Source organism: Streptomyces sp. NPDC039609 (assembly GCF_055596705.1).
Map to the genome: position 1 here is coordinate 46,010 of NZ_JBVIUJ010000005.1, position 26,960 is coordinate 72,969.

General features: G+C 72.3%; 22 protein-coding genes and 1 pseudogene. 13 read left to right on the plus strand and 10 right to left on the minus strand.

Features of this window, described 5'->3' with window-relative positions:
- Positions 1–193: 193 nt before the first annotated feature.
- The 3 genes from ACZ561_RS15410 to ACZ561_RS15420 form a co-directional block, all read right to left on the minus strand.
- Positions 194–460 (minus strand): hypothetical protein, encoded by a 267-nt coding sequence (locus tag ACZ561_RS15410; RefSeq protein WP_470994597.1) that lies wholly within the window; start codon positions 458–460, stop codon positions 194–196.
- Positions 461–712: 252 nt separating this feature from the next.
- Positions 713–1,321, minus strand: a complete 609-nt coding sequence (locus ACZ561_RS15415; RefSeq protein WP_470994599.1) for a hypothetical protein — start codon at positions 1,319–1,321, stop codon at positions 713–715.
- Between the two features lie 258 nt (positions 1,322–1,579).
- Positions 1,580–1,819, minus strand: coding sequence for a chaplin (locus ACZ561_RS15420; protein ID WP_470994602.1), 240 nt, complete (start codon positions 1,817–1,819; stop codon positions 1,580–1,582).
- 391 nt (positions 1,820–2,210) lie between these two features.
- Here ACZ561_RS15420 and ACZ561_RS15425 point away from each other — a divergent pair, with 391 nt between their 5' ends.
- The 9 genes from ACZ561_RS15425 to ACZ561_RS15465 all read left to right on the plus strand — a co-directional run bounded on the left by ACZ561_RS15425 (position 2,211) and on the right by ACZ561_RS15465 (position 13,043).
- A complete protein-coding gene (locus ACZ561_RS15425; protein ID WP_470994605.1) occupies positions 2,211–3,275 on the plus strand; it encodes a DUF3344 domain-containing protein in 1,065 nt (354 codons plus the stop codon).
- A 1-nt stretch (position 3,276) separates the two neighbouring features.
- Positions 3,277–4,428, plus strand: a complete 1,152-nt coding sequence (locus ACZ561_RS15430; protein WP_470994608.1) for a glycosyltransferase — start codon at positions 3,277–3,279, stop codon at positions 4,426–4,428.
- Positions 4,425–5,843: a sugar transferase gene (locus ACZ561_RS15435; protein ID WP_470994610.1), complete on the plus strand. Its 1,419-nt coding sequence runs from the start codon at positions 4,425–4,427 to the stop codon at positions 5,841–5,843. Before ACZ561_RS15430 ends, ACZ561_RS15435 begins: the two co-directional genes overlap by 4 nt.
- A 2-nt stretch (positions 5,844–5,845) precedes the next feature.
- Positions 5,846–7,168, plus strand: a complete 1,323-nt coding sequence (locus ACZ561_RS15440; protein ID WP_470995851.1) for an O-antigen ligase family protein — start codon at positions 5,846–5,848, stop codon at positions 7,166–7,168.
- Positions 7,169–7,292: 124 nt separating this feature from the next.
- Entirely contained in the window at positions 7,293–9,320 is a 2,028-nt protein-coding gene (murJ, locus tag ACZ561_RS15445) for a murein biosynthesis integral membrane protein MurJ (protein ID WP_470994613.1), read from the plus strand.
- Complete coding sequence (locus tag ACZ561_RS15450) at positions 9,220–10,014, plus strand: polysaccharide deacetylase family protein (RefSeq protein ID WP_470994616.1); 795 nt, start codon at positions 9,220–9,222, stop codon at positions 10,012–10,014. The genes murJ and ACZ561_RS15450 overlap by 101 nt, the downstream gene beginning before the upstream one ends.
- Positions 10,011–11,144, plus strand: coding sequence for a glycosyltransferase (locus ACZ561_RS15455; RefSeq protein ID WP_470994619.1), 1,134 nt, complete (start codon positions 10,011–10,013; stop codon positions 11,142–11,144). Before ACZ561_RS15450 ends, ACZ561_RS15455 begins: the two co-directional genes overlap by 4 nt.
- Positions 11,145–11,232: 88 nt before the next feature.
- Positions 11,233–11,907, plus strand: coding sequence for a YveK family protein (locus tag ACZ561_RS15460; RefSeq protein WP_470994622.1), 675 nt, complete (start codon positions 11,233–11,235; stop codon positions 11,905–11,907).
- Entirely contained in the window at positions 11,904–13,043 is a 1,140-nt protein-coding gene (locus ACZ561_RS15465) for a GNAT family N-acetyltransferase (protein WP_470994625.1), read from the plus strand. The genes ACZ561_RS15460 and ACZ561_RS15465 overlap by 4 nt, the downstream gene beginning before the upstream one ends.
- Before the next feature lie 854 nt (positions 13,044–13,897).
- On the opposite strand, the pseudogene ACZ561_RS15470 reads toward ACZ561_RS15465, so the two are convergent.
- Positions 13,898–15,046 (minus strand): annotated as a pseudogene (locus ACZ561_RS15470) (glycoside hydrolase family 26 protein); the annotation flags it as partial.
- Between the two features lie 255 nt (positions 15,047–15,301).
- Between ACZ561_RS15470 and ACZ561_RS15475 the strand changes: the two are divergent.
- The gene (locus ACZ561_RS15475) at positions 15,302–16,504 is read left to right on the plus strand and encodes a carboxylate--amine ligase (RefSeq protein ID WP_470994628.1); all 1,203 of its coding nucleotides are present in this window, start codon (positions 15,302–15,304) and stop codon (positions 16,502–16,504) included.
- Positions 16,505–16,518: 14 nt separating this feature from the next.
- A complete protein-coding gene (locus ACZ561_RS15480; RefSeq protein WP_470994630.1) occupies positions 16,519–17,775 on the plus strand; it encodes an NAD(P)-binding domain-containing protein in 1,257 nt (418 codons plus the stop codon).
- Positions 17,776–17,856: 81 nt separating this feature from the next.
- Here the strand turns inward: ACZ561_RS15480 and ACZ561_RS15485 are convergent, their stop codons facing one another.
- Both ACZ561_RS15485 and ACZ561_RS15490 read right to left on the minus strand, forming a co-directional pair.
- The gene (locus ACZ561_RS15485) at positions 17,857–18,090 is read right to left on the minus strand and encodes a chaplin (RefSeq protein WP_470994633.1); all 234 of its coding nucleotides are present in this window, start codon (positions 18,088–18,090) and stop codon (positions 17,857–17,859) included.
- A 168-nt stretch (positions 18,091–18,258) separates the two neighbouring features.
- Positions 18,259–18,465, minus strand: a complete 207-nt coding sequence (locus ACZ561_RS15490; protein ID WP_376445152.1) for a hypothetical protein — start codon at positions 18,463–18,465, stop codon at positions 18,259–18,261.
- A 151-nt stretch (positions 18,466–18,616) separates the two neighbouring features.
- On the opposite strand from ACZ561_RS15490, the gene ACZ561_RS15495 reads away from it, so the two are divergent.
- Entirely contained in the window at positions 18,617–19,651 is a 1,035-nt protein-coding gene (locus ACZ561_RS15495) for an LCP family protein (protein ID WP_470994636.1), read from the plus strand.
- A 45-nt stretch (positions 19,652–19,696) separates the two neighbouring features.
- Here ACZ561_RS15495 and ACZ561_RS15500 read toward each other — a convergent pair whose 3' ends face one another.
- A complete protein-coding gene (locus tag ACZ561_RS15500) occupies positions 19,697–21,724 on the minus strand; it encodes a thioredoxin domain-containing protein (RefSeq protein ID WP_470994639.1) in 2,028 nt (675 codons plus the stop codon).
- Positions 21,725–21,867: 143 nt separating this feature from the next.
- A complete protein-coding gene (locus ACZ561_RS15505) occupies positions 21,868–22,266 on the minus strand; it encodes a rodlin (RefSeq protein WP_470994642.1) in 399 nt (132 codons plus the stop codon).
- Positions 22,267–22,510: 244 nt separating this feature from the next.
- On the opposite strand from ACZ561_RS15505, the gene ACZ561_RS15510 reads away from it, so the two are divergent.
- Positions 22,511–25,726, plus strand: coding sequence for a tetratricopeptide repeat protein (locus ACZ561_RS15510; RefSeq protein WP_470994645.1), 3,216 nt, complete (start codon positions 22,511–22,513; stop codon positions 25,724–25,726).
- A gap of 103 nt (positions 25,727–25,829) precedes the next feature.
- Here the strand turns inward: ACZ561_RS15510 and ACZ561_RS15515 are convergent, their stop codons facing one another.
- Both ACZ561_RS15515 and mca read right to left on the minus strand, forming a co-directional pair.
- The gene (locus tag ACZ561_RS15515; protein ID WP_376432702.1) at positions 25,830–26,069 is read right to left on the minus strand and encodes a hypothetical protein; all 240 of its coding nucleotides are present in this window, start codon (positions 26,067–26,069) and stop codon (positions 25,830–25,832) included.
- Complete coding sequence (gene mca, locus ACZ561_RS15520) at positions 26,062–26,943, minus strand: mycothiol conjugate amidase Mca (protein ID WP_376432704.1); 882 nt, start codon at positions 26,941–26,943, stop codon at positions 26,062–26,064. The genes ACZ561_RS15515 and mca overlap by 8 nt, the downstream gene beginning before the upstream one ends.
- Between the last annotated feature and the right edge of the window lie 17 nt (positions 26,944–26,960).

A 26,960-nucleotide genomic window follows, 5' to 3' on the forward strand; every position in this document is an offset into this window, starting at 1 on the left:
CGGAGAGCCGCGGCCACACGGCGGCCGAACAGAAAATCATTCTATCGGCCGATCACAGTGCGTAGCGGCCCGTGCCGGTGGGAGCGTCCGCCGACCGGCGGAACGAGGGGGGCGATCCAGGAGGGTCAGGACCGCGAAACGCGGTCGTCCGCGCGGGGGATGTGCGCGGTGGAGCGGTGCTGCCGAGTGTTCGTCAGCCGCCGAGCGGAAGACCACCGATGAGCGGCGCGCTCCGGGTCGTCTTGTTCAGCTCGGTCGCGGTGTCCCCCACGGTCTTGACGACAGAGCCGTCCGTGGTGCTGCTCAGCGCGTCCGTCTTCAGGCCCTCGCTGGCAATCGTCGCGAGACCACCGTTCAGGCTGGTGGGGATCGCCATCGACTCGGCGGCCATGGCGGGCGCGGCGGCACCCAGGGCCATGACGGAACCGGCGACGACCGCGGCGACCTTGGTGGGCTTCATGAGGGGAGTCCTTCCTCTATGGCATCAGTTCGCAAGCAAGTCGCTTGCTGTGCAGGCCTGTTGGGCATTCCCGCACGTCGTTCCTGCCATCTGTAACGAGGGGCGCGGCGACCGGAAACTCCGGGAGGAGGGATTTCTCGACACTGCACCCGAAGGAAGGGGCGCGGTCGTATTTGCCGATCGGATATGCGAAACGCCGTGCCGGCCCGGGGGTTCCGGGCCGGCACGGCGTGGATCGCGACGCCGCCGCCGCTAGCGCACGGGCGCCGTGACGGGGAGCGCCACAGGCAGCTCGGGCACTTCAGGCACCACGGGTACCTCAGGCAGCACGGGCGCCACAGGGGCCACTGGTGCCACCGGTGCCACCGGTGCCACGGGTGCCACGGGTGCCACGGGTTCCACGGGTTCCACGGGTTCCACGGGCAGCGTCGACACCTCGGGCAGCGTCGACACCTCGGGGACGACGGCCGGCGGGTCGACCGGGAGGTCGACGGGCAGGCCCGGCACGGTGACCGGCAGTGTGGTCGGCAGATCCCCGAGGTCGGGGAGGAACAGACCGCCGAGCAGGGAGCTCAGGAGCTCGTCGACCAGAGAGGTGACCTGCGGTACGACCCCGGTCACGGTGCCGGAGACCGAGGCGAGCAGCGCGTCGACCGCGTCCTCCACGGCGGTGAGGGTGTCGTCGACGACATCGGCGGGCGCGGCGGCCTTGGCGCCGGTGTCGGGGAGCGGGACCTTCGCCGCGACGGTGGCCGGGGAGGACGGGTGATGTATGTCGGCGACGGCGGGCCCCGCCGTGCCGAGGGTGATGGCGGCTGATATCGCCAGGGCGGTGAGGCAGCTCGTTCCCAGGGGACGCATATGTGTTCCTTTTCCTTATGCGTCGGACAACTTCTCAGCCACCGTGCCTGCGTGGATAGCGCTCCGCAACGGGAGAACTACAGAGCGCCACACCTCCGTTCGGGTGAATCCGCCCCTCTGACCTGCTCCTCCGAGGGGCGTACGCCGTTGCACCGGGCGGCGCACGAGGGTGCGTCCGAACGAGCGGAAGGCCGGCGCGCCGCACCCTGGACGGGGCGGCGCGCCGGCCTCGGAAGGACCACGATCCGGCGTGCGAGGTCAGCGGTTGACGCAGGCGTTCCCGAATGCCGGGTTCAGGGCGGCGAGGCCGTTGATGGTGTTGCCGCAGAGGTTGATCGGCACGTGGATCGGGACCTGGAGGACGTTGCCGGACAGCACGCCCGGGGACTTCACGGCCGCACCCTCGGCGAGCGAGTCGGCGGTGGCGACGCCGGTGGCACCCGCGACGGACGCGGCGACACCCACGGACAGGACTACAGCCTTCGCGATACGGGACATGGAGAAGCGCTCCTCGATTGTGTTCAGACCACTCAGACCAGAGGGTCGGCGCGGACGGGTTCGTCCGACTCCTTCAACAACGCGGCTCCCATTCATCGGTTGCTCTCCCGAACGGGTGACGTTCAACCGATCTTTGGGCCATAGGAGGGCCATTCGAGCGACTGACGGGGGAATGGCGCAACACGCACAACGAGGAACCTGCCGCGCGGATACGGGAGTTAGTGTTTCCAGGCATCTAATGCTTACTATCGCCCGGCGCTGGGGTTATAACGTTCCCGAACGTTGCTTTCGGTCCGGCCGCGCGTTCACTCATTTCGTACGGCCGACTCCTCCCTCTCCCCCGGTCTTCACGGGTCTTCCCTTCTCTCTCTCATCAAAGCGGAGAACCTGTATGCGGAATTCAGCGGTTCTTGCTGTGCGCCGCGGTCTGTTGTGCGCCCTGTCGTGTGCGGCCCTGTCCGGCGCGCTGCCGGCCGCCACCGCCGCGCCCCCACCCAAGGAAGCCCCCCGCGTCCCCTTCGCTCAGCGGTACCAGGCGGTGCAGCACGGCGGGATCGTCCGCGCCGCCAACACATCGGCCAAGGCGGCCAAGAGCGCCAAGGGCTCCGGAGTGCGCAACGACGGCTACGCCATCGGGTACGTCGACGTCGACAACGACCCCAACACCTACAACTCCAGCAGTGCCGAGGTCCGGATCCCCGAGGGCTCCCGGGTCAGCTACGCCCGTCTCTACTGGGGCGGAAACCTGCGGGTCGGCGAGCAGAAGCCGCACAAGGACAACGGCCGGGTCCTGATCGCCGAACCCGGTGGCTCGTACCGGCCGGTCCTGGCGGACACCACGATCGGGCACCGCACTGCGGACGGCGCCGACGCCTTCCAGGCGTCCGCCGACGTCACCGGACTCGTCCGCTCCGCTGGGCCCGGACTGTGGACCGTGGCCCAGGTCAACGTGGCGATGGGCAGCTCGGCGGTCGGCGGCTGGGGTGGCTGGACGCTGGTCGTCGCGTACGAGAACGAGGAGGAGCCACTGCGCAGGCTGGCGGTCTGGGACGGCTTCGAAACCCTCGGACCACGCACCGGACCCCTGCGCGTGGCGCTCTCCGACCGCGCTATTCCGAAGGGTTCGGGAGGACAACTCGGCATGGTCGCCTATGACGGCGACCGGGGAACTTCCGGGGATTACCTCGCGGTGGAAACAAGCCGGTCGGAGAGGGTCCAGCTCTTTGATTCCGCCAATTCCGCGAACGACGTGATGAACTCCAGCATCACCGATTCCGGAGCCGGCCGGATCGAACGAATGCCCGCACACCAGAACACCCTGGGGTACGACTCCGACGTCTTCGATCTGAGGGGTGCGCTGCGCCATGGGGCCGACCGTCTCCACGTCCGCCTCGCCTCCCGGAAGGACACCGTCTGGCTCGGGGCGGTCTTCCTCCAGGCGGACGTCGGGCGCTGACGTGCTGTCACCACGGGAGCCCGACTCCTCCTCCTTCACCGTGCTGCACGCGGTCCAGCCCGGTGACGGCGGTGTCGCCCGGGTCGTCACCGACCTGGTCCGCGCCCAGCTCGCCGCCGGGTGGCGGGTCGCCGTCGCCTGCCCACCCGGTACGCCACTCGCGGCGGCCACCCAGGCCGAGGGCGCGGAACTGTACGCATGGCGTGCGGGTCGCGATCCAGGCCCAGGCCTGGTCCGGGAGACCCGCGACCTCGCCCGGCTGATCCGCACCGTCCGCCCCACGCTCGTCCACGCGCACAGCGCCAAGGCGGGACTGTGCGGCCGACTGGCCCTGCGTGGACGGATTCCGACGGTGTATCAGCCGCACGCGTGGTCGTTCGAGGCCGTCACAGGAACGGTCGCCGCGCTGGCCCTGCGCTGGGAGCGCCTCGCGGCGCGCTGGACGCGGCGGATCATCTGCGTCAGCGACGCCGAACGGCGCACGGGCGAGAAGGCGGGCGTCCGGGCGGCCTGGTCGGTCATCCACAACGGTGTGGACATCCCGAGGTTCGCCGCCGGTGCCACGGACGACATCGCCGATGCCGCCACCGACGGACCCCTCGTCGTATGTGTCGGGCGGCTCTGTCGGCAGAAGGGGCAGGACGTGCTGCTCGCCGCATGGCCGGCCGTCCTCGCCGAGATCCCGACGGCCCGGCTCGTCCTGGTCGGTGACGGACCGGACAGCGAGCGGCTGCGGGCCGTGGCGCCGGACTCGGTGCGGTTCGCCGGGGCCGTCGACGACACCGCGCCCTGGTACCGGGCGGCCGATCTCGTCGTCCTGCCCTCCCGCTGGGAGGGCATGGCGCTGGCGCCGCTGGAGGCCATGGCGAGCCGTCGGCCGGTCGTGGTCAGCGATGTGGACGGGGCGCGCGAGAGCCTGCCGCCCGGCCACGAACCCCTGTGCCTGGTCCCGCCCGAGGACCCGGCCGCGCTCGCCGCCGCCGTCGGCCGCCTTCTCGGCGGGCCGGAGCTGCTGCGGTCCCTGGGTCGCCAGGCCCACGAGCACGTACTCAGCACCTTCGATGTGCGGCGCACCGGCGCGGCCGTCGCGGACGTGTACCGCGAGCTGGCCGGAGTGCGGTGCACCGAGCACAGAGAGCCGATTTCGCCGTGACTACGGAAAGCACCAGCGTCAATTCCTCGACGAGCCACGGCCACGCGCCGGGACTCGCCTCCCTCGGACCGCAGCGCAGCACCTCGGACCGGCTCGCGCTGCCACCGCGCCGGGCCGTGCCGATGCGCACGGCGGCCCTACCGCTCATCGCGGCCGACGGTCTGGCCGTGCTGCTCGCCGCCGCGCTGCTGCCCGAGCCGCACCGCGAGCTCCGGCTGCTTCTGCTCGTCGTCGGATGCGTCCTCGTACTGAACGGGCACGGGGGACTCCACCGGCCCGGCGCCCTCACCTTCGTCCTGGACGAACTGCCCGCGCTCGCCGCCCGCGCCGCGGTCGCCTGGTGTGTCGCGGCGGCCGTCGTCGCCGCGTTCACACCCGCCCTGGCGATCGGCCCGGGTGCGCTCTGCACCGCGGTCGCCACGCACCTCGTCGCCGTGTGCGCGGTCCGCTGGGCCGTGCACGCGCGCAGGCGCCGTACGGCCCGGGCGCACCCGCGGTCGGCGCTGGTCGTGGGCGGGCCCGCAGCCGCGCGCCGGTTCGCGGCGGCGGTGGCGCAGCACCCGGAGTACGGCATCCGGCCGGTCGGGATCGTCGGCTCGCGGCCGGACGGGGAGCCCGGTCTTCCGGTGCTCACCTCACCGGAGGAGATCCACCGGGCGGTCATCCAGAACACCGTGCGCGACGCGGTCTTCCTGACCGACGACAGCGGTCTGGTGGCGCTCTTCCAGCACTACGGCTGCACCACCTGGCGGGTGGGGGGCGAGCTCCAGAACGGGCCGATGGGCGACCACCTGTGGGGGTACGGCTGCCGCCGACTGGTCCCGCCCGGAGAGCGGCGCGGACTGACCGTGAAGCGCGCGCTCGACATGGTCCTCGCCGGTCCCGCGCTGGCCCTGGCCCTGCCCGTGCTGCTGCTGTGCGCGCTGGCGGTGCGGCTCTCCGACGGGCCGGGGGTGCTCTTCCGCCAGGAGCGCGTGGGGCAGCACGGGCGGCTGTTCACGCTGCTGAAGTTCCGTACGCTGCGCCCCGCCGACGAGACCGAGTCGGCGACCCGGTGGAGCGTCGCCGACGACCGGAGGATGAGCGCGGTCGGCAACTTCCTGCGGCGTAGCTCGTTGGACGAGCTGCCGCAGTTGTGGAACGTGCTGCGCGGGGACATGAGCCTGGTCGGGCCTCGACCCGAACGGCCTTATTTCGTCGCGCAATTCAGTCGGATCCACGTCGGTTACGCGGACCGGCACCGGATGCCGGTCGGGCTGACCGGGCTGGCGCAGGTGCACGGGCTGCGGGGCGACACCTCCATCGAGGACCGCTGCCGCTTCGACAACCACTACATCGATCACTGGTCGCTCTGGCAGGACGTCCGCATTCTGCTGCGGACCGCGGCAGGCCTGGTCCGACCGGCGGGGAGCTGATGATGGCGACGGCCGTGGCGGTGCCGATGGCGGCGGCGGTGGAACGGTGGGAGGTACGGGACTGGGCCCGCAGGGCCTGGTCCCTCTCCCCCGTCCTGGCGGTGATCGCGCTGCTGCTCGTCCCGGCGGCCGGCGGCGCGGAGGGCGGCACCGGGGGGACCGGTGGACTCGCGGACGCGGCATCGGGCCTGCTCGTGCTGATCTGCATGGTGCGGGTGATGCGCAGCGGCGCCCGGCCGTTGACCCGGGGGGCCGCGGTCGTGATCGGGCTGCCGGTCCTGGGGATCTGCCTGGCGGCGATCACCTCGAGCGACCCGGGGGCGAGCCTGCCCGGCGTGGCCCGCTACCTCCAGATCTTCGTGCTCGTCCCTGCGGCCGTGCTGCTGATGATCCGCGACCGGCGGGACTTCGCGCTGGTCGCGTGGGCGCTGGTCGGTCTGGCGCTGCTCCAGGGCGCGGTCGGGGTCACGCAGTACCTGACCGGCACGGGCGCGTCGTACATGGGCGAGGACATCCGGGCGGTGGGGACGTTCGGGCCGACGGATGTGATGGGGATGGCGACGGTCGTCTCGTACGGCCTCGTCATCGTCACCGGGATCGCGCTGGGCAGCGGGCGCGGGCGGGTGCGTACGGCGGCACTGGTCTGCGCGGGTCTGCTGTTCCTGCCGCTGGTGCTCTCCTTCAGCCGGGGCGCGTGGATCGCGACGGTTCTGGCGATCGCTGTCCAGCTGGTGCTGTCGGGGCTGCGGCGGGCGGGGCGGGTGGCGCTGGTGACGGGCGCGCTCGCGGTGGTCCTGGTGGGCGGACTCGGTGTGGGGTCGGCGATGGTGAAGGAGCGCGTCACCAGCATCACGCAGGTGGCGGGCGCGCCGGACCAGTCGGTGACGGACCGGTACACGATGTGGGCGGCGGCGGGGCGGATGTGGCGCTCGGATCCGCTGACGGGGGTGGGCCTGAAGGGCTTCCCGGCGTACCGCGACTCCAACGCCTCGCTCGCGCTGTCGTCGGGCAGCGACACGGCGGGCGCGGGGGCGCTGTTCCGGCGTCAGCCGCTGCTGTCCCCGCACAACATGTATCTGCTGGTGCTCAGCGAGCAGGGTCTGGTGGGGCTCCTGACCCTCGCGGGCAGCTGGACGGCGCTGCTGGTGGGTGCCTTGCGGCGGCGGGCGCGGGGCGCGGACTGCGCGCTGGTCGCGATCGGCCTGCTGTCGTGGCAGCTCATCGACTTCTTCTACGCGGACATCGGCGGGCCCTCCACGGTCCTGATGTCGGTCGTGTTCGGCCTCGCGGCGTGGTGGTCGCTGTCGGCGGTGAAGCGTGCGTGACCCCTGGGGCGGGGAGCCGGAGTCCACGGACCGCGTGCGGCCTCGGGAGAGCACCGACCGGGATTCCGGGACGGGCGCGGAGGACCCCGGGGGGTGGACGTGGCCGCACGTCGACCCGTGGTCCATGACCGACCACTCGACGGCCCCGACCCCCGCCGGTGGCTGGCGCTGGGCCGGTACGGCCGCGCCCGCACCGGGGGAGGGGACACGGGCCGGAGCCTGGCCCGGTGCCGACCCGGCTGAACGGACGAACCACTCCGCTGCGGGGTGGAGCGCGCAGAGGGGCGCGCCTGCCGCGGTCGGCCGGGCGACGGACGGCGTCCCGGTCGGGGCCCGCGCCGGAGCCATGGCGACCGGAGGCACACGGTTCGGCGAAACCGACACGCCTTCGACGGCAGCGGGTTCGGCCCACGCGGGACAGACGCAGCGGCTGCGCCCGGCAGGGGCCGGGAACCGGTTCTCCACGCCGGAGCGTGGCACGCACGCCCGGCGCGGCGAGCAAGGGCGTACCGGGTCCGGCAGGTTCCTCGCGCGGGCCGCCGCCGTGACCGCCGGGCTCACCGCCGCCGGGGCGGTACTCGGCCTCGTACGGGACCAGATCCTGGCCCACTTCTTCGGCGCGGGGGCGGAGACCGACGCCTTCCTGGTCGCCTGGACCGTGCCCGAGTTCGCCTCGACGCTGCTCATCGAGGACGCGATGGCGCTGATCCTGGTGCCCGCGTTCAGCCGCGCGCTGGCGCGCCGCGGCGGCAGCCTCTTCGGCGACCCCGTCCGTACCCTCGTACGCTCCACGCTGCCCCGGCTCGCGCTCGCCATGAGCGCCCTCGCCGGGCTTCTGGTCCTCGCCGCGCCGGCCCTCGTCGGGGCGCTCGCGCCCGGTCTTCCCGACCCGCAGCTCGCCGTCGACTGCACCCGGCTGACCGCGACCTGTGTGCTGACGTTCGCGCTCGCCGGCTACTGCTCCGCCGCCCTGCGCGCGCACGGCTCCTTCCTCCCGCCGGCCGCCATCTACGTCGCGTACAACGTCGGCATCATCGGCACGATCCTCGTGCTGCGGGAACCCTTCGGCGTGCGGGCGGCCGCCGCCGGGGTCGCCGTCGGCGGCGCGCTGATGGTGGCGGTCCAGGCGCCGTATCTGATCCGGGAGTTGCGCGGACGGCCCGTACCGAAGGGGGACGCGCCGGCCGGTGACGCCGGCCGGCTCCTCGTGCTCGGGCTCATCGCCCCCGTCATCGCCTTCGCCGTCTCCCGCCAGTCCCAGATCCTCATCGAGCGCTTCCTCGCCTCGCCGCTGCCCGCGGGCGCCATCTCGCATCTGAACTACGCGCAGAAGGTCGCGCAGATGCCGATGATCCTCTCCCTGATGCTGTGCACGGTCAGCTTCCCGGTCGTCGCCCGCGCCATGGCGGCCGGCGACAAGGACGGCGCTCGGCGCCGTGTCGAGCGGGACCTGCTCCTCGCCGCCGTCGTCGTCCTCATCGGCACCTCGATCGTGATCGCCGCCGCCCCACAGATCGTCGAACTCCTCTTCCAGCGCGGCGCCTTCGACCCCGCCGACACCGCCGCGACCGCCGCCGTGATGCGGGTCTACGCCCTCGGCCTGCTCGGCCAGACGACGGTCGGCGCGCTGGTCCGTTGCTACTTCTCCGCCGCCCACCCGCTCTGGTACCCGGCCGGCGCCATGGTCGCAGGACTCGCCGTGACCGCCGTGGCCGGCGTCCCGGGCGCCGCGCTGTGGGGCGCCGTCGGCATCGCCGCCGCCAACGCCCTCGGCATCACGCTGACCGCCGTGATGCTGCTGCTCGGCGCCCGCCGCCAGGCGATCCCGGTCCGCATCCGCTACCTCGGGGAAGGGTTGCTGCGACTGGCCACCGCCGCCGCCTGGGCCACCGCCGCCGGCTGGCTCTGCTCGCTCTGGATCGGTTCCCCGCTCCTCTCCCTCGCCGTCGCCGCCCTCGTCTCGGTCTCGGTCTTCCTGCTCTTCCTCGCCTGCGCCGCCAGTGCGCCGGACATCCCACCCCTCACCCGTACCGCATCACGAAGGCTCGCCCATGCCCGCTGCCACGGCGCCCCGCGCCGCGATTCGTCGACTGCTGCCGAAGACCTCCCCATGGGTGGTGATGTACCACTCGATCGCCGACACCACGGATGATCCGTACCAGGTGACGGTCTCCCCCGTCCGCTTCGCGCGGCAGCTGCACTGGCTGAACGACCGGGGGCTGCGGGGCGTGTCCGTGCGCGAGCTGCTCGCCGCCACCGCGGCCGGCCGCGCCCGGGGGCTCGTCGGCCTCACCTTCGACGACGGATACGCCGACTTCCTGGACTCGGCCCTCCCGCTGCTGCGCCGCCACGACTTCACCGCCACCGTCTACGTCCTGTCCGGCCGTCTCGGCGGCGAGAACGCCTGGGACGCCGACGGCCCGCGGAAGCCGCTGCTGACGGAGGACGGCGTCCTGCGCGTGGCCGAGGCCGGAATGGAGATCGGTTCGCACGGTCTGCGGCACGTCTCGCTCCCCACCCTCGACGACGACGCCCTCGCCGAGGAGACCCGGCGCAGCCGCGAGCTCCTGGAGGACATCACCGGCACACCGGTGGACGGCTTCTGCTACCCGTACGGAGACGTCGACGCCCGTACGGTCCAGGCGGTACGGGACGCGGGCTACCGCTACGGCTGCGCCATCGCCCCCGGCCCGCTGACCTGCGCACACGCGCTGCCCCGGATCCACGTCGGCGAGCAGGACACCTCCTGGCGGCTCACCGCGAAGCGCCTGCTGCACCCGCTGCGCCGCCGCTCGGTCGCCGCGCCGGTCCCCGCACAGGCCCGGCCGGGGGCGGAGGTGTCATGAAGGTCCTCCACATCATCACCGGTCTCGGGATCGGCGGCGCCGAGCAGCAACTCCGTCTGCTGCTGCGTCATCTGCCGGTACGGAGCGAGGTTGTCACCCTCACCAACCCGGGCGCCGTCGCCGGCGGCATCGTGTCCGACGGGGTCCCGGTCGTCCATCTCGGCATGACCGGCAACCGGGATCTCGGCGCGCTGCCCCGGCTCGCGGGCATCGTCCGCCGGGGCCGGTACGACCTCGTCCACACCCACCTGTACCGCGCCTGTGTCTACGGCAGGATCGCCGCCCGGCTCGCCGGGGTCCGTGCGGTCCTCGCCACCGAACACTCCCTCGGCGACACCCAGATCGAGGGCAGACCGCTCTCCGCCGGCACCCGGGCGCTCTACCGGGCCACCGAGCGGCTCGGCACCTCCACGGTCGCCGTCTCGCCCAGCGTCGCCCGCCGACTGGAGAAGTGGGGCGTGGCCCCGTCCCGTATCCATGTCGTCCCGAACGGCATCGAGCGGGCGCGGTTCGGCCACGACGAGGACGCGCGGCGGATGACGAGGAAGGTGCTCGGGCTGCCGGAGGACGCGTTCGTCGTCGGCGGGGTGGGACGGCTCGCGCCCGGGAAGCGGTTCGACCGACTCGTCCGTGCGGGGGCGTCGGTGCCGGAGGCGCGGCTGCTGCTGGTCGGGGAGGGCGGGGAGCGCGAGCGGCTGCTCGCCGTGGCGCGGGAGTGCGGGGCGGCAGACCGGGTGCTCCTCGCGGGCGCCTGCGAGGACCCGCCGTCCGTGACGTCCGGGGGTCCCGGCCTGCCCTCGCTCCTCGCGGCGATGGACGTCTTCGTCTCCACCTCCCCCGACGAGTCCTTCGGGCTCGCGGTCGTCGAGGCGCTCGCCGCCGGCCTTCCGGTGCTGTACGTGGCCTGCCCGGCGATCGACGACCTGCCGCCGGACGCGGCCCCCGGGGCGCGGCGGATCGGCCCGTCCGTACCCGAACTGGTCTCGGCGTTGCGCGGCATCCGGGACGCCCGCCTCGCCCGGCTGCCTCAGCCCGAGGCCGCGCGCCGCTACGACATCGCGCACAGCGCCCAGCAGTTGATGTCCCTCTACGAACAGGCCGTTCACGGCACCCCTCTCCTCGCGAAGTGAGACACCCATGAGCCCCAGCTCAAGCGCCAGCCCCAGCTCCACGAGCCCCCTGAGTCCCAGCCCGCTGTCCCGACCACGGTCGCCTCTGGTGAAGGCTCTGCGCACCCCCCGCCGATGGTGGGTGCTGCCCGCCTCCGTGCTGATCGGCGCCACGCTCGGCGGCGGGTACGGGGCGCTCAAGGCGCCCGAGTACGCGGCGACGAGTTACGTCATCGTGGTCCCCGGCGAGAAGTCCGACCCGGCGGCCGCGCTCGGCTTCGCCCAGGCGTACGGACGGGTCGCCACCGACATCGCGGTGACCGGCGACGCGCAGGTGTGGGCCGGGGTCTCCGCCCGGACCCTGCGGTCGAGCGTGCAGGCGGCGACCTCGCCGGACGCGCCGATGATCTCCATCACGGCGCGGGCGGCGAAGCCCGGCCGGGCCGTCTCGATGGCGGACGGTGTCGCCCGCGCGCTGGTCCTCAACAGCTCGCACGTCGCGGGAAGCACAGGCGTGAAGGTCGTCCAGTTCTCCCGGGCGACCCGGCCGGTGGACCCGGTGTCGCCCTCCGCCCCGCTGTCCGCACTGGTCGGCGGCTGCGCGGGCGGTCTGCTGGGCGGCCTGGTGCTGCTGGTGCGGCCCAAGCGCGCGGGACGTACGGAGAACGGGGCGGAGGCGCGTACGGACGCACGTTCCGAGGCAGGGAACACCCGGCAGACCCAGTCCGCCGCCGTTCCCGGCCCGGCGGGCGCCCAGCACCAGCCGGAATCGGAGGCGGTGTGATCCTGAGCGGGCTGAGCACACAGATCTGCCGGGACGGCGAGGAGTTCGGCCGACTCGGCGAGCGGTGGGCGTCGCTCTACGCCCGCTGTTCCACGGCCACCCCGTTCCAGTCCCACTCCTGGCTGCACTCCTGGTGGGTGTCGTACGGCAGACCGGGGGCGCTGCGCGTGGTCCTCGTACGGCGGCAGGACGGCGAACTGGTCGCGGCGGCACCCCTGATGCGCGCCCACGGGCCGCTCCCGGTGCTCACCCCCCTCGGCGGCTCGATCACGGACTTCACCGACGTCCTGCTCGACGACGCGTGCCCCGAGGCGGCGCCCGCGCTGGCCGTGGCGCTGGCCCGGGCGGCGCGCGGCGCGGTGGTCGATCTGCGCGAGGTACGCCCCGGGGCGGCCGCCGAGCGGGTCTTCGCCCGTTGGCGCGGCCCGCGCCGGCGCCTCGCCGACTCCCTCTGCCTGGAGCTTCCCGCGGTGCCGATGGACGCCCTGCTCGAACGGATTCCGTCGAACAAGGCCCAGCGCGTGCGCGCCAAGCTGCGAAAGTTGGATGCGCTCGGCGTCGAGGAACGCGTCGTGACCGGCGACGAGGTACCGGCCGCCCTGGATCGGCTACTGAAGCTGCATCAGCTGCAGTGGCAGGGACGGGGTGTGACGGTCGAACACACCAGCGACCGGTTCGCGCAGCATCTGGCGCGGGCGGTGCGGCCGATGGTCGAGCACGGGGACGCTCGGGTGACCGAGTTCCGGCTCGCGGGCGACGTCGTCGCGGCCGATCTGACGCTGATGTCGCCGCGGCTCGCGGGCGGTTATCTGTACGGAGCCGATCCGGTACTGCGTGCGCGGAAGATCGACGTGGCGACGATGCTGCTGCGCCATGGTGCGCGCGAGACGAGTGCGAGCGGGCGGGCGACGCTCAGCATGCTGCGGGGCAACGAGCCGTACAAGCAGCACTGGCGTCCCGAGACCGTTCCCAACCAGCGGCTCATGCTGGCAGGGCGGGGCGCGGCCCCGGTGCTGTGGCTCTGGGCGGGCGCGGCGGACGGACGGCGCTGGGCGGCCCGGCAGGCGCGGGAGCGGGCCTGGGTGGGACGGGCGCTCGCGCGGCTGCCGGGACGGGCGAACGGCGGCGGAGGATGAGCTCCTCCGCCGCCGCGGGGCCTGGACGGGTCCTTCAGTGATCAGAAGGGCCAGGAGTCGCTGTCCAGGATGTCCTCCCAGCTGTCGTTGGAGTCGCCGTCGCCGTCCATCCAGCCTTCCTTCCAGTCGGGCTTGGGAACGCAGACCGGGCCGCCGATCCAGCTCTCCACCCACGAACCGAGGTTCAGCGTCCAACAGTTCGGCGCGGGCTTCGGCACCTCGGGCTTCGGCGCGGGCTTGGGAAGCTCGGGCTTCGGTTCCGGCTTGGGCACCGGCTTCGTCGGAACCTCCGGCTTCGGCTCGGGCAGGGTCGGAACTTCCGGCTTCGGCTCGGGCAGAGTCGGAACTTCCGGCTTCGGCTCGGGCAGAGTCGGGACCTCGGGCTTCGGCTCGGGCAGGGTCGGAACCTCCGGCTTCGGCTCGGGCAGAGTCGGGACCTCCGGCTTGGGTTCCGGCAGAGTCGGAACCTCCGGCTTCGGCACGGGCAGAGTCGGAACCTCCGGCTTCGGCTCGGGCAGAGTCGGGACCTCGGGCTTGGGTTCCGGCAGAGTCGGGACCTCGGGCTTGGGTTCCGGCAGAGTCGGAACCTCGGGCTTCGGCTCCGGCAGAGTCGGAACCTCCGGCTTCGGCACCGGCTTCGTCGGAACCTCGGGCTTCGGCACGGGCAGAGTCGGAACCTCCGGCTTCGGCTCCGGCAGAGTCGGAACCTCCGGCTTCGGCACCGGCTTCGTCGGCACCTCGGGCTTCGGCACCGGCTTCGGCACCGGCTTCGTCGGGACCTCCGGCTTCGGTGCCGGCTTCGTCGGGACCTCCGGCTTCGGTGCCGGCTTCGTCGGAACCTCGGGTGTCTCGGGCTCGATGGGCAGCTCCGGCACCTCAGGCTCCACCGGGATCTCCGGCTCGACCGGAACCCCCGGCTCAACCGGTACCTCCGGCTCAACCGGGATCTCCGGCTCAACCGGCACCTCGGGCTCGGTCGGCACCTCCGGCACCTGCGGCACCACGCCGTACAGCATCTGCCGGAACACCTTCGCCGACTTCGGGTTGTCGTCGCACTGCCAGACGCCGTGCGGGCAGTAGTCGGTGATCGTGTGATACAGCGGCTTGTGCTTGTTCATCCATTCGAGCATCCGCCGCATGTACGTGGCGTTGTCCCCGTTCCGGAAGAGCCCCCATTCCGGATAGGAGATCTGCTTGCCGTGCGCGGCCGCGAAATCCACCTGCTTCTGCAGCCCGTACGGTTCACTGATGTGCTGGTCGAAACTGGCGCCCGGCGGCTGGTCGTACGAGTCCATGCCGATGATGTCGACGACGCTGTCACCCGGATAGCATTCCGTCCACGGAATGGCGTCCCGCCCACGGCTCGGGTTGAAGTCGAAGCGGAACTCCTGTCCGGGAACGGACCGCATGGCGGTGACGATCCGCTTCCAGTACCTCTTCCACGCCGTGGGGTCCGGTGCGCACCGGTGCGTGTACGTGGTGCCGTTCATCTCCCAGCCGAGGACGATGACGGTGTCGGGCGCGTTCAGGTCGACCAGGCGCTTCGCCAGGGTCCGGAAGTGGTGGTCGTAGTACCCCGCCGCACCGAGCTGGAGCTGTCGGCGGACCTCACGGTCGGAGACGCCGGCCTCGTTCCGTTCCAGCATCGGCACGTTCAGCACGAACAGCCGGTCGGCCTGCTCGTTGCGCCAGTCCGCCCAGGCGTCCAGGAAGCCCGGACGGCCCTCGATGTTCGCCCAGCGATCCCCGGGGAGGTAGGTGTGGCCGACACGGAGCTCCCGCCCGCCGAGCCATCGCTCCAACTGACCGATCCGGCTGACGCCCACGGGTCCGGACTGGAGGAACGCACCCAATGCCGTGGACAGAGTCGGTGCGGGGTCCCGTGTCGTTACGGATTCGGCGGCGTGAGCTGGAGAGGACAGCACGACTGAACCTGAGGCAAGGAGACCTGCGGTGAACACCCCCAGCCACACACTCGAAGTCTTCCGCTTTCGGTTGACCATGGCCACTCCTTCACGAAACGCGCCGCTTGATGGTCCGTCAGTCAGATACTCCGAAAGTATTCCTAATGAGCCGACCGTGAACGCGACATCGATCTGATCAGTAGTCCATTGGTGTATTTCATCGCCCAGTTGGGGCACTCGAGATGAAGGAATGGCGTGCCGAGCTTTGACACCCGCGTCCCCGCAGCCCTCGTGCGGCTCGATCGGAACCCTTTTCATCACGGCACGCTCGGCGCCGCGCGCTCCCTGGGAAGAGTGGGAATCCCGGTTCACGTCGTTCTTGAATCGCTCACGAGCCCCGCCGCCCGCTCCCGGTACGTCCATGGCGTCCACCTCCGTCCGGACGCCACCTCGCCCGACGACGAGGCCGACGCCCTGGTCCGATGCCTCCTGCGGCTCGCCGACGACGTGCGGGCACCCGCGCTCCTCGTCCCGCTGGACGACATCAGCGCCCTGGCCCTGGCCTCGCACCGCAGCGAACTGACGGACCGGTACCTCCTGCCCGACCAGTCGCCCGAACAGCTCGTCCGCGTCGCCGACAAGGCCGAACTCGCCGAGACCTGCCGCGCCCTGTCCCTCCCCCACCCCCGTACCGAGATCCCCACGAGCGCCGACGAGGCCGCCGCCATGGCCTGGTCGCTCGGGCTACCGGTCGTGACCAAGTGGAGCCGCCCCTGGCTGCTTCCCCCCGGCACCGGGCTGCGCAGCACGTCGATCGCGCGATCGCTCACCGAGGTGCGCGAACTGTTCGCCCGTACCGGGGAGGCCGGCAGCAGGCTCCTGCTCCAGCGGCTCCTGCCTCCCGGGCGGGATCTGGACTGGTTCTGCCACGGGTACGCGGACTCCACGGGCGACTGCGCGGTCCGGGCCACCGGGCTCAAGGAGCGATCGTGGCCGGACGGGGCCGGACTCACGGCCGTCGGTCGCTGGGCGGCGAACCCGATGGTCGAGCGGATGGCCGGTGAACTGCTCGCCGCGCTCGGCTATCGAGGCGTGTTCGACCTGGACTTCAGGCTCGACCGCACCACCGGCGCGTACCACCTGCTCGACTTCAACCCCCGCCCCGGCGCCCAGTTCCGGCTCTTCGCCGACGGGGACGGTCTCGATGTCGTCCGCGCGATGCATCTGGACCTGACCGGGCGTCCGGTCCCGGTGTACGCCCCCGCGTACGGACGCCGCTTCGTGGTCGAGAACTACGCGGCGCTGTCCGTGCTCGCCTCGCCGCGCCGCCGGTACACCGCCGAGCCGGGCGCCTCGCACGCGGGCACGGAGACGGCCTGGTTCGCCGCCGACGATCCGGCCCCGGCGCTCTCGATGGCCCGCGCCTGGCTCCTCCACGCCCTGCGCAAGGGCCTGGTGACGATCCGTCGACTTCTCGGGTCCGGCCGCCCACGCGCCGCGACCGTCGTGTCGCCGCGGACGGTCCGTACCCCCTCCAGCCAGATGAACCGACGTTGAGGACGGAAGGCACGATGTACGACCTGGTCATTGTGGGAGCCGGACCCTATGGACTGTCCGTGGCCGCCCATGCGGCCGCCCACGGGCTGAACCTGCGGACCTTCGGCCGCCCGATGGAGTCCTGGCACGCCATGCCCTCGGGCATGTTCCTGAAGTCCGAGCCCTGGGCCTCCCATCTCTCCGACCCGGCCGGCGCGTACGGGCTCGACGCCTACGCGACCACCCGGGGTGTCCGTGCCGAGCACGGAGTCCCGCTGCCGGTCGGCTTCTTCGCCGCGTACGGCGACTGGTTCGCCCGCCAGGCGGTCCCCGCGCTCGACGAGCGCTTGATCGCCTCCGTCGCGCCGCGCGCCGATGGGTTCGAGGTGGTCACGGAGGACGGCGAGGCCCTCCGTACGCGGACGGTGGCGCTGGCTGTCGGCGTCCTGCCGTTCATGGAGATCCCCGGGCCCCTGCGCGGACTTCCACGCCGGTACGTCACCCACAGCAGTCACCACGGGGAGCTGGACGGCTTCGCCGGTCGCGACGTCACCGTCGTCGGCGCCGGCCAGGCGGCCCTGGAGACGGCCGCGCTCCTCACCGAACAGGGGGCGACCGTCCGGATCCTCGCCCGTTCGGACCGGCTGAACTGGAACACCCTCCCGCCCGCCCTCGACCGCGGCCTGTGGCAGTCTCTGCGCGCCCCGCACACGGGCCTGGGCTGCGGCTGGCACAACCGGCTGTACGCGGAGACCCCCGGGCTCTTCCGGCGGCTGCCCGCCCCCACCCGCGAGCGCGTCTTCGACTCGGCGCTCGGCCCGGCGGGCGCGTGGTGGCTGCGCGAGCGGTTCGCGGCCGTGAGCGACGTGCGCCTCGGGCGGCACATCGTCTCCGCGGCTCCGACCGGGGACGACCGGCTGCGGCTCGAAGTGGCCGGACCGGACGGGACGACGGTCCTGGAGACCGACCATGTCATCGCGGCGACCGGGTTCGCGCCGAGCCTGGACCGGGCGGAGGTACTGGCGCCCGAACTGCGCGCATCGCTGCGGACGGTCGGCACCGGCGGGGCGCCGGAGGTCGGGGCGCTGTTCGAGTCCTCGCGGCCGGGCCTGTTCCTCGCGGGGCTGCTGACGGCGCCGTCGTACGGCCCGTCGATGCGGTTCGTGTTCGGCGCCGACTACACGGCGGGGCGCCTCGTGCGGGGCGTACGGCAGCGGTTGCGGGCGACGGCGCGTGGCACGGTTGGTCGTCCGCGTACGGGCGACGAGCGGACGCCGGCCGGCCGGGCATGACGAAGGCCGGTCCTGGAAGTCGTCGTGGACGTCTTCCGGGACCGGCCCCTCAGCACGCGCCCGGTGCGGGGCGCGACCGCCTCAGCGGTTGATGCAGACGTTGCCGTACGTCGGGTTCAGCGCAGCGATGATGTTGATGCTGTTGCCGCAGATGTTGATCGGGATGTTGATCGGAACCTGGACCACGTTGCCCGACAGGAATCCCGGCGAACCGACCGCGACACCGTGCGCGTCCGCGTCCGCCAGCGCGGGGGAGGCCGCACCCAGAGCCATGAACAGACCGGCGACGACGACCGCAGCCTTCTTGCACTTCATTTCGTCTAAGTCCTTTCCGCGGCGGACGGAATTTCACGGATCTCGCGAATCGCCGGTGCATTGCAACGCCCGGCCTCCGCCGCACACATCACAACGACCATGCCCCGGAAAGGAAACCGGCTTATCGTCGGTCGATCGGTATTCACTCCATTGCACCGACCGTCGAAGTCAGCGCGGCCAGACCGGTGTCGTCGTCAGACGTTCCCACTCGCGGTCCGGCATCCCCGGCACCGTGCGGCCCGCCAGGGCCCATTGCTGGACCAGCGCGGAGTAGACGGGGACCGGTCCCCGGTCGACAGGTGGCGGCGGGTCCGCCACATAACGGCTCTTCGGAATGAAGGCCATCCGCTCCCATTTCCCGGGATCGGGTGCCATCTTCCCCTCCCATCCGCTGCGGTTCCCGCATCATTCCACAGACCCCGCAGGAGAGTGATTCAACCTACGCCCGTCGCGTCGCGAACCTGTGTGCGACGGGCAACGACATACGGTGCGGGCGTTATTGATTCCGAGCGGATGGAGACTGCCCGTGTCCGTCAGGAAATTCTCGCGCCCGCGACGGCTGGTACTCGCCTCGGCGGCGCTCGTCGCCCTGGCCTCGGGGGCGATCGCCGGAGCCCCTGCCGTCCTGCCCGGCCCGGACGGCGGTCTCGACATCCTTGTGGCCGGGGTCGACAGCCGGGCGGGCCTCACGGCGGCGGAGCGGAAGCGCTACCAGGCCGGCGGCAAGGGCTGCGACTGCACGGACGTGATGATGCTGGTGCACGTCTCCGCCCGCAACGACCGGGTCAGCGTGGTGAGTCTGCCCCGCGACTCGCTCACCGCGTTCCCCGCCGGTCACACCGATCAGCGGACCGGCAAGGTGCACGGCGCGCACCCGGCGAAGCTCAACGCCGCGCACACGGAGGGCGGGCCGAAGTCCACCGTCGAAGCCGTCGAGCGGATGACGGGCACTCACGTCGACCGCTATCTGGAGATCGACTTCCGGCGCTTCATGGACGGTGTGGACCAGGTCGACGGCGGGGTGCCGATCTGTACCGTGCAGCCGCTCAAGGACCCGGTCACCGGGATCGACCTGGCACCGGGGACGAGGAACGTCAAGGGCGGCGAGGCGCTGCAGTACGTGCGTTCGCGGCGGGACGGGAACATGGACTTCGGGCGGATGCAGAAGCAGCAGAAGTTCGTGGTCAACATGTGGAACACGATCCGGTCGGGCCTCGAGGGCGATCCCACCCGGCTGTGGGCGCTGGCCTCGACACTGCGCGGCGCGGCGGAGACGGAGCGTTCGCTCTCCGTGACCGAGATGTTCACGCTCGCGGCGCGGCTGCGTGATCTCACCCCCGACCGTACCGAGTTCGCGACCGTTCCGATCCGTCGCTTCAACCCCACGATCACCGGTGTGGGGTCCAGCGTCGCCTGGAACGAGAAGGAGGCCGCGAAGATCTTCGCGGCGCTGCGCGCCGAACGGCCGCTGCCGAAGGCCCCGGCGACACAGACGAGCGAGATCCCGCGCGGCCTCGGCGAGTACCGGCCGACCGGCGGGGCCTCGCTCGTCTGCTCGTGACGCCCCCGAGCCGTCGGCGGGTGGCCGACGGCTCGGGGCGACCGTTCAGCGCGCGAGCGTGCGGGCCAGCTCGGCCGGGTCCGTCGTCGGCGCGTCGCAGGTGAAGTGACGGCAGACGTACGCGGCCGCTCCCCCGTTCACCAGCGGGCGGTCGCTGAGCAGCGGGAACTCCTCGCTGTCCGGGGCGCCGAAGGCGACGACAGCGCCGGGGGTCGGAGCCAGCAGGGCGGTACGGCGCAGGGCCTGGGCGGTGTCGTCGCCTGCCGCGCCGACCACCGCGATCTCGCGGGGCCCGTCGAGCAGGGCCTCCGCGGTGGCCAGCCCCCAGCCGATGAACCGGGGTGCGCGGGGGCCGAGCGCCTTGACCACTCCGAGCGCGCCCTCGGCGGCCGCGCGGTGGGCCTCGGAGCCGGTGTGGGCCGCGTAGGAGAGCAGCGCTCCGGCGGCGGCTGTCCAACCGGAGGGTGCGGCGTTGTCCGTGGGGTCCTGGGGCCGGCGGATCAGCGCCTCGGCGTCGTGCGCCGTGTCGTACAGCGCCCCGCCCTCGGCGACGAACTGGTCCAGGACGATGTCGAGCAGGAACCCCGCGAACTCCAGCCAGACCCCCTCCCCCGTCACCCCGGCGAGCGCGAGGAAGCCCTCGGCGACATCGGCGTAGTCCTCCAGGACACCCGCGTTGGCGCCGACCTGGCCGTCCTTGGAGGTACGGGCCAGCCGCGCGTCCGTGCCCATGTGCAGCCGTACGAGCAGATCGGCGGCCTCCGTCGCCCGCTCGACCAGGTCGGGGCGGTCGAAGAACGCGCCGGTCTCGGCGATCGCGGCGATCGCAAGACCGTTCCAGGCGGCGACGATCTTGTCGTCGCGGCCGGGGTGCTCGCGCTCGTCGCGTGCGGCGAGCAGGCGCTCCCTGATCGAGGCGATCCGATCGCCGTCCGCCACTCCGGCGTCCTGCGGGAGCTGGAGGACGGAGGCGCCCTCCTCGAAGGTGCCCTCCTCGGTGACGCCGAAGTACGAGGCGGCGTAGGCGGCGTCGTCCGCGCCGAGGACGTCGGCGAGCTGCGCCGGAGTCCAGACGTAGTACGCGCCTTCGACATGCCGGCCCGTCCCGTCGTCGGAGTCCGCGTCGAGCGCGGAGGCGAAGCCGCCCTCCGAAGTGCGCAGTTCGCGGACGAGGAAGTCGGCGGTCTCCAGGGCGACCCGGCGGGCCAGGTCGCTGCCGGTCGCCCGCCAGAGATGCGCGTACACCCGGCACAGCAGGGCGTTGTCGTACAGCATCTTCTCGAAGTGCGGGACGACCCAGTCACGGTCCACGGAGTAGCGGGCGAAGCCTCCGCCGAGCTGGTCGTAGATCCCGCCGCGGGCCATCGCCTCGCAGGTGTCGGCGGCCATCTGCAGGGCGCCCTCGGCTCCCGTGCGGGCGTAGTGGCGCAGCAGGAACTCCAGCACCATCGACGGCGGGAACTTGGGCGCGCCGCCGAAGCCGCCGCGTGTCGCGTCGTACTCCCTGGTCAGGCCGAGCAGCGCCTGGGCGAGCTCCTCCTCGCCGGGTACGCCGTCGCCACCGAAGGCGAGGGAGCGGGCGGAGAGATCCTTGACGATCTTCCCGGCGACCTCTCCGACCTCGTCCCGGCGCTCGGTCCAGGCGCGGGAGACGCCGTCGAGGACGTCGCCGAAGGAGGGCATCCCGTGCCGGGACTCGGGCGGGAAGTACGTACCGAAGTAGAACGGCTCGGCGTCCGGCGTGAGGAAGACCGTCATCGGCCAGCCGCCCTGGCCGGTGGCCGCCTGGACGGCCTCCATGTAGACGGCGTCGACGTCGGGGCGCTCCTCGCGGTCGACCTTGACGGCGACGAAGTGCTCGTTGACATAGGCGGCGGTGGTGTCGTCCTCGAAGGATTCGTGGGCCATCACATGGCACCAGTGACAGCTGCTGTAGCCGACGCTGAGCAGCACGGGGACGTCTCGGCGGCGCGCCTCTTCGAACGCCTCGGCCGACCAGGGCCACCAGTCGACCGGGTTGTCGGCGTGCTGGAGGAGGTAGGGGGACGTCTCATGGGCCAGTCTGTTCGGCATGGCTCCATCCTCGCGCACCCGGGGAAACACCGCCCGTACGCCACGGGTGGGCGGTGCGCGATCGGGGCACGGATACGTGAAGCGGCCCCGTTCCTCGCACTGGCTCTGCGAGGAACGGGGCCGCTTCAGCGGAACCGGTGGCGTCAGTGGCCGTCGGCCTCGATGTTTCCGTTGCCGGACAGGACCTCGCCCAGGATGTGCGAGAGGGCGTCGTCGCCCTTCTGCTGCACGGAGTTCTGGGTGCAGGTCTGGTTCGCCATCGGGTTGCCGAGAACGTCCTGGACCTGGATCGGGACGGCGAGGCCGCCCCCGACCTGCGCGTTCACCTTCTGGATGTCGAAGCAGTGCAGGATGCCACCGTTGACGAGACCGAAGTTCGGGCTGAAGTAGCCGTCGGTCGAGGTGTTGCCGATCGACTGCTTCGACTGGTTGCCGATGATGTTGGCGCTGGCGCCGTCGTCGCCGGCCGCCATCGCGGTCGTCGCGCCCATACCGGCGACCGAAACCGCAACTGCCGCCGTAGCAAGAACCTTCTTGATCACGAGTCTTCCTTCTTGAGCTCGAGGGCCCTGGAATGCTCCGTTAGCCGAAGCACGCTGATCAACTGGCCGCGAAAGGATTGGTTCCGGGTCGTCACTCGGACGCGCTATTCAGCAGATGAACGCCATCGGACGCCGGGTCGGGGGGCAGGCGTTCGGGAGGCCGATCGCCCCGCTCCCTCGCGCCGACGCGCGTCACGCAGGACACTTGTCGCCGGAATGCGGAAGCTCTCGGAGGGGGACGCACATGCGGGACAGCCACCGGGCCGAGGCCGAGCGGCTGTTGGCACGCGCCGTGGAGGAGGAGGTGCGGCGCTCCGGAGGCCGCTCCGACTCCACGGCGCTGCTGGCGCGCGGCCGGGCCGCGCTGGACACCATGGCGGCGAGTGCGAGCGAGGAGTACGAGACGTATCTGCGGGCGCTGGAGGAGGCGGAGGCCGGACGGCAGTCCCTGGCGGATCGGTTCAGCAGGCAGGCCGTGGGAACTCCCGCGCTGGTCACGGCCGTCGCCGCCGCTGCGGCCTTCGGCGCCGACCTGGCGCTCGGCACGGCGGCCGGTACGGCGTTGGGCGCCGGGGCCGTGGTGGCGGTGGCGGGCGCGGCGGCGACCGTGCTGAAGGTGACGGCCGCGCACTGGCCCGCCGCGCACCGCCGGGCGGGCGCGCTGGGCCAGCCGGGCGGGCCCGAGCAGCTGCGGCTGCAGTGGCTGACGGCGCTGGACGTACGGGGCGTGCGGCCCTTCCTCGACCAGCAGCGGGTGCTGCTGGCGAGCACGCAGAAGCCGCCGCAGAAGGTGGTGGCGCAGCTGCGCGGCGCAGACCGCAGCGCGGCGGCCCGCCGCCGGACGGTCCTGGAGCAGTCGTTCGGCCATCTGCCGGACCCCGGCGGGCCGTTCACCGGGCGGCGCGCCGAGCTGGCCCAGATCACCCAGTGGGTGCAGGCGGGCCGGGCGGCGACACAGACCCGGCCGACGGTCGTGATGCTGCACGGGGAGCAGGGCTCGGGCCGTACGACCCTGGCCGTACGGGCGGCGCACGCGCTGCGGGACCAGTTCCGCGGGGCGTGCGTGGTGGACCTGCGGGGCGGTGGGACGCGCGGCGAGAAGCCGCTGTCGACCCGGGAGGCGCTGCTGCATCTGCTGAACCGGCTGGGCGCGCCGCGCGAGCAGCTGCTGTTCCGCGAGCGGTCGTCGGCGGAGCAGCAGGTGCGCAGGCTGGCGGAGTTGTACCACCAGCATCTGACCGGGCTGCCGGTGACGGTGATTCTGGACGACGCGGTGGAGGCGGAGCAGGTGCGCACCCTGCTGCCGGAGCGTTCGGACAGTCTGGTCCTGGTGACGTGCCGGGAGCCGCTGGACCTCGGGCCGGACGTGCCGGCGGCCGTGCACCGGCTGCCGGTGGCGGCGCTTGACGCGGCGGGGGTGGAGGAGCTGCTGCGGGAGGCGGCCGAGGCGCCGAACCCCGGTCCGTACGACTCCGAGGCCTTCGACCGGATCCGGGAGTTGTGCGGGGGGCTGCCGCTGGCGCTGCGGGTGGCGGGGTCCTCGCTGGGCCGCCGCTCGATGAGCGATCTTGCGCATCTGCTGGCCCGCCCGGACTGGGGCCAGGACGCCGTCGAACGGGCGCTTTCCGTACGGTACTTCACCGATCTCGACGAGGACGGCAGGCGGCTGCTGCGCCGGCTCGCGCTCGTCGGGCGGGCCTCGCTGGGCGCGGCGGCGGCCGGTGCGCTGCTCGGCGGGAACGGTCAGGAAGGGGCCCGGCTGCTGCGGGAGCTCGCCGACGCCGGGCTCCTCGACCATGTCCGGGGAGAGCGCTACCGGCTGCACGACTCCGTACGCGACTTCGCGGCGGCCCGGCTCCAGGACGAGGAGGACGCGGCGGAGATCGCGGCCGCGCAGGAGCGGCTGATCCAGAACTACGCGGAGCTCGCGGACGCGGTGATCCGGATGGTCGACGGCAAGATGTCGACCCGTGCGGACCGCTTCGGCGGGCACGGCTTCGGCTCGCTGGACGCGGCTCTGCGCTGGCTGGACGACGAGTCGAGCTTCATCACGGCGGCCCTGCGGCACGCCGAGGGCGTCGACCAGCAGACCGTACTGAATCTGCTCGGCGCGCTCTGCGACTACTGCCTGCTGCGCGGCGACCTGTACCGGCTCGGCGAGATCAACGAGCTGACCGACGCGGTCGGGCAGGGGCTGCTGTCCCGGTCGGTGCAGTGGCGGACCGGTATCGCGGCCCGGCAGCTCGGCGAGCTCGACAAGGCGCGCACCACGCTGACCTCGGTGGTCTCCCTCTACCAGGAGGCGCATCAGGACGCGGGGGCCGCGCTCGCGCTCTGTTCGCTCGGGATCACCCTGCACCACCAGGGCAATCTGTCGGAGGCGTCGGCGAAGCTGCGGGAGGCGCTGGTGCTCCAGGAGCCGGAGTCGCTGGCCGCCGACCGGGGGTGGACCCTGCACGCCCTGGCGGCGGTCGAGCGGGACCGGGCGAACCTGGCCGAGGCGCTGGCCCTGCTGCACACGGCCCTGGAGCTGCACCGGGAGAACGAGTCCCTGCACGGCGAGGCCTGGGCGCACTTCCAGCTGGGCCAGGTGTGTCTGCGGATGGGCGACGTGGAGCGGGCCGACGCCGAGCTGGGGGCCGCACTCGACCAGTACGGCCGTACCCGCGACGGGCGCGGCGAGGCGTGGGCGCTGACGCAGCTGGCCCGCGCCCGGCTCGTCGAGGGCGAGATCGCACCCGCGGTCGAAGGCCTGCGGCAGGCGCTCTCCCGCCATCGCGACCAGGAGGACGCGCGGGGCGAGGCCTGGACGCTGTACTACCTGGGGCACGCGCTGGAGGAGCGCGGCGACCTGGATCAGGCGGTTCGGGAGCTGGAGCGGGCGCGCACGATGTTCTCCCGGATGCGGGACGTGTACGGGCTCGCCTGCGCCCGGCACCACTCGGGCCGGGTGACCCGGGACCAGCGCGCGGCCCAGACCGGCAATCTGCGCAACTCCGGCTTCGCCCGGCAGCTGCTGGTCGACGCCCGGGCGGACTTCCACCGCATCGGGGTGGCGCACGGCGAGGCCTGGACCTGTCTGGAGCTGGCGATCGTCGACGCCGGGAACGGGAAGGTCGCGCAGGCCCTGGAGCTGTGCGGGGAGGCCACCGGCCTCTTCCTGTCGTACGACGACCGGAGGGGCGCCGACTGGGCCCGTTTCCTGCGCTGCACGCTGCTCCCGTACGGCTCGCCGGGCGGCGCGGAGGTCGGCACGGTCGTCGCCCAGGAGGAGCTGGCGCGGCTGATCGAGGACCGGCATCCGACGCGGGACGGGAAGGTGGAGGACTGCGCGGAGGCGTACTCCGTGGTCCTGGAGCGGGGCGTCCAGCTCGACGCGGGCTGGCAGGCCTGGGACCTGGGCATGGTGCCGAACCGGCACGCCCGGGAGGTGATGGGTGTCCCGCTGGAGATGGCGTGAGCCGGGGGACGCCGTGAGGCGCGGCGGCGGAGGGGCCTGAGCCCGGGGACGCCGCGGTGCGGGCCCTCCCCGGGGGGAGGGCCCGCGCCGCGGCGGTCCGCCGTTACTCCTGCGCGGCCGTGCCGCTCTTCGCGGGGGCGGTGCCCTTCGGCTCCGCGGCCTCGTCGAAGGAGACCTTGCCCATGTGGCGGTTCATCGACTTCATCAGCATCCAGACGGCCACGGCCATCACGGCGAAGACGACGAAACCGAGGACGCCGGGGGTCACCTTGTTCTTGTCCAGCTCTTCGGCGGCGAAGGGGACAAGCTGGGTCAGTGCCAGGTGTGCGCTCATGTCAGGCATTGTCGCGGATGCCCGCGAAGAGGTCGTCCTCGGGGAGGGAGGTCGGCACCAGCGACTTGCTGAGCTCGTACTCCTCCGTCGGCCAGACCTCCTTCTGGATCTCCATGGGCACCCGGAACCAGCCACCGTCCGGGTCGATCTGCGTACGGTGGGCGATCAGCGCCTTGTCGCGGATCTCGTAGAACTCCGCGCACGGGACGTGCGTGGTCAGGATCCGCTCCGTGCGCTCGAACTCGTCCCAGCGCTTCAGCCAGTCGCCGTACGGCGACTCCATGCCCCGGTCGAGGAGCGCCTGGTGCAGGGCCTCGGTGCGGGGACGGTTGAAGCCCTGGTTGTAGTAGAGCTTCTGCGGCTGGAAGGCCGGGCCGAACTCGGCCTCCGGGTACTTCTCGGTGTCCGCGGCGCCCTCGAAAGCCACCATCGTGATCTTGTGGGTCATGATGTGGTCCGGGTGCGGGTAGCCGCCGTTCTCGTCGTAGGTCGTGATGACCTGCGGACGGAAGGAGCGGATCTTGCGGACCAGCTCGCCGGCGGCCGTGTCGACGTCCTCCAGGGCGAAACAGCCCTCGGGCAGCGGCGGCAGCGGGTCGCCCTCCGGCAGACCGGAGTCGACGAAGCCGAGCCACTCCTGCTCGACCCCGAGGATCTCGCGGGCCTCGTCCATCTCCTTGCGGCGCACCTCGTGGATGTTCGCCTCGATGTAGGCGTCACCCTGGAGCTTCGGGTTGAGGATGGAGCCGCGCTCGCCGCCCGTGCACGTGACCACGAGCACGTCCACCCCCTCGGACACATACTTGGCCATCGTCGCCGCGCCCTTGCTCGACTCGTCGTCGGGGTGGGCGTGAACGGCCATCAGTCGCAGCTGCTCAGTCAAGACTCGATCCTCAGTGA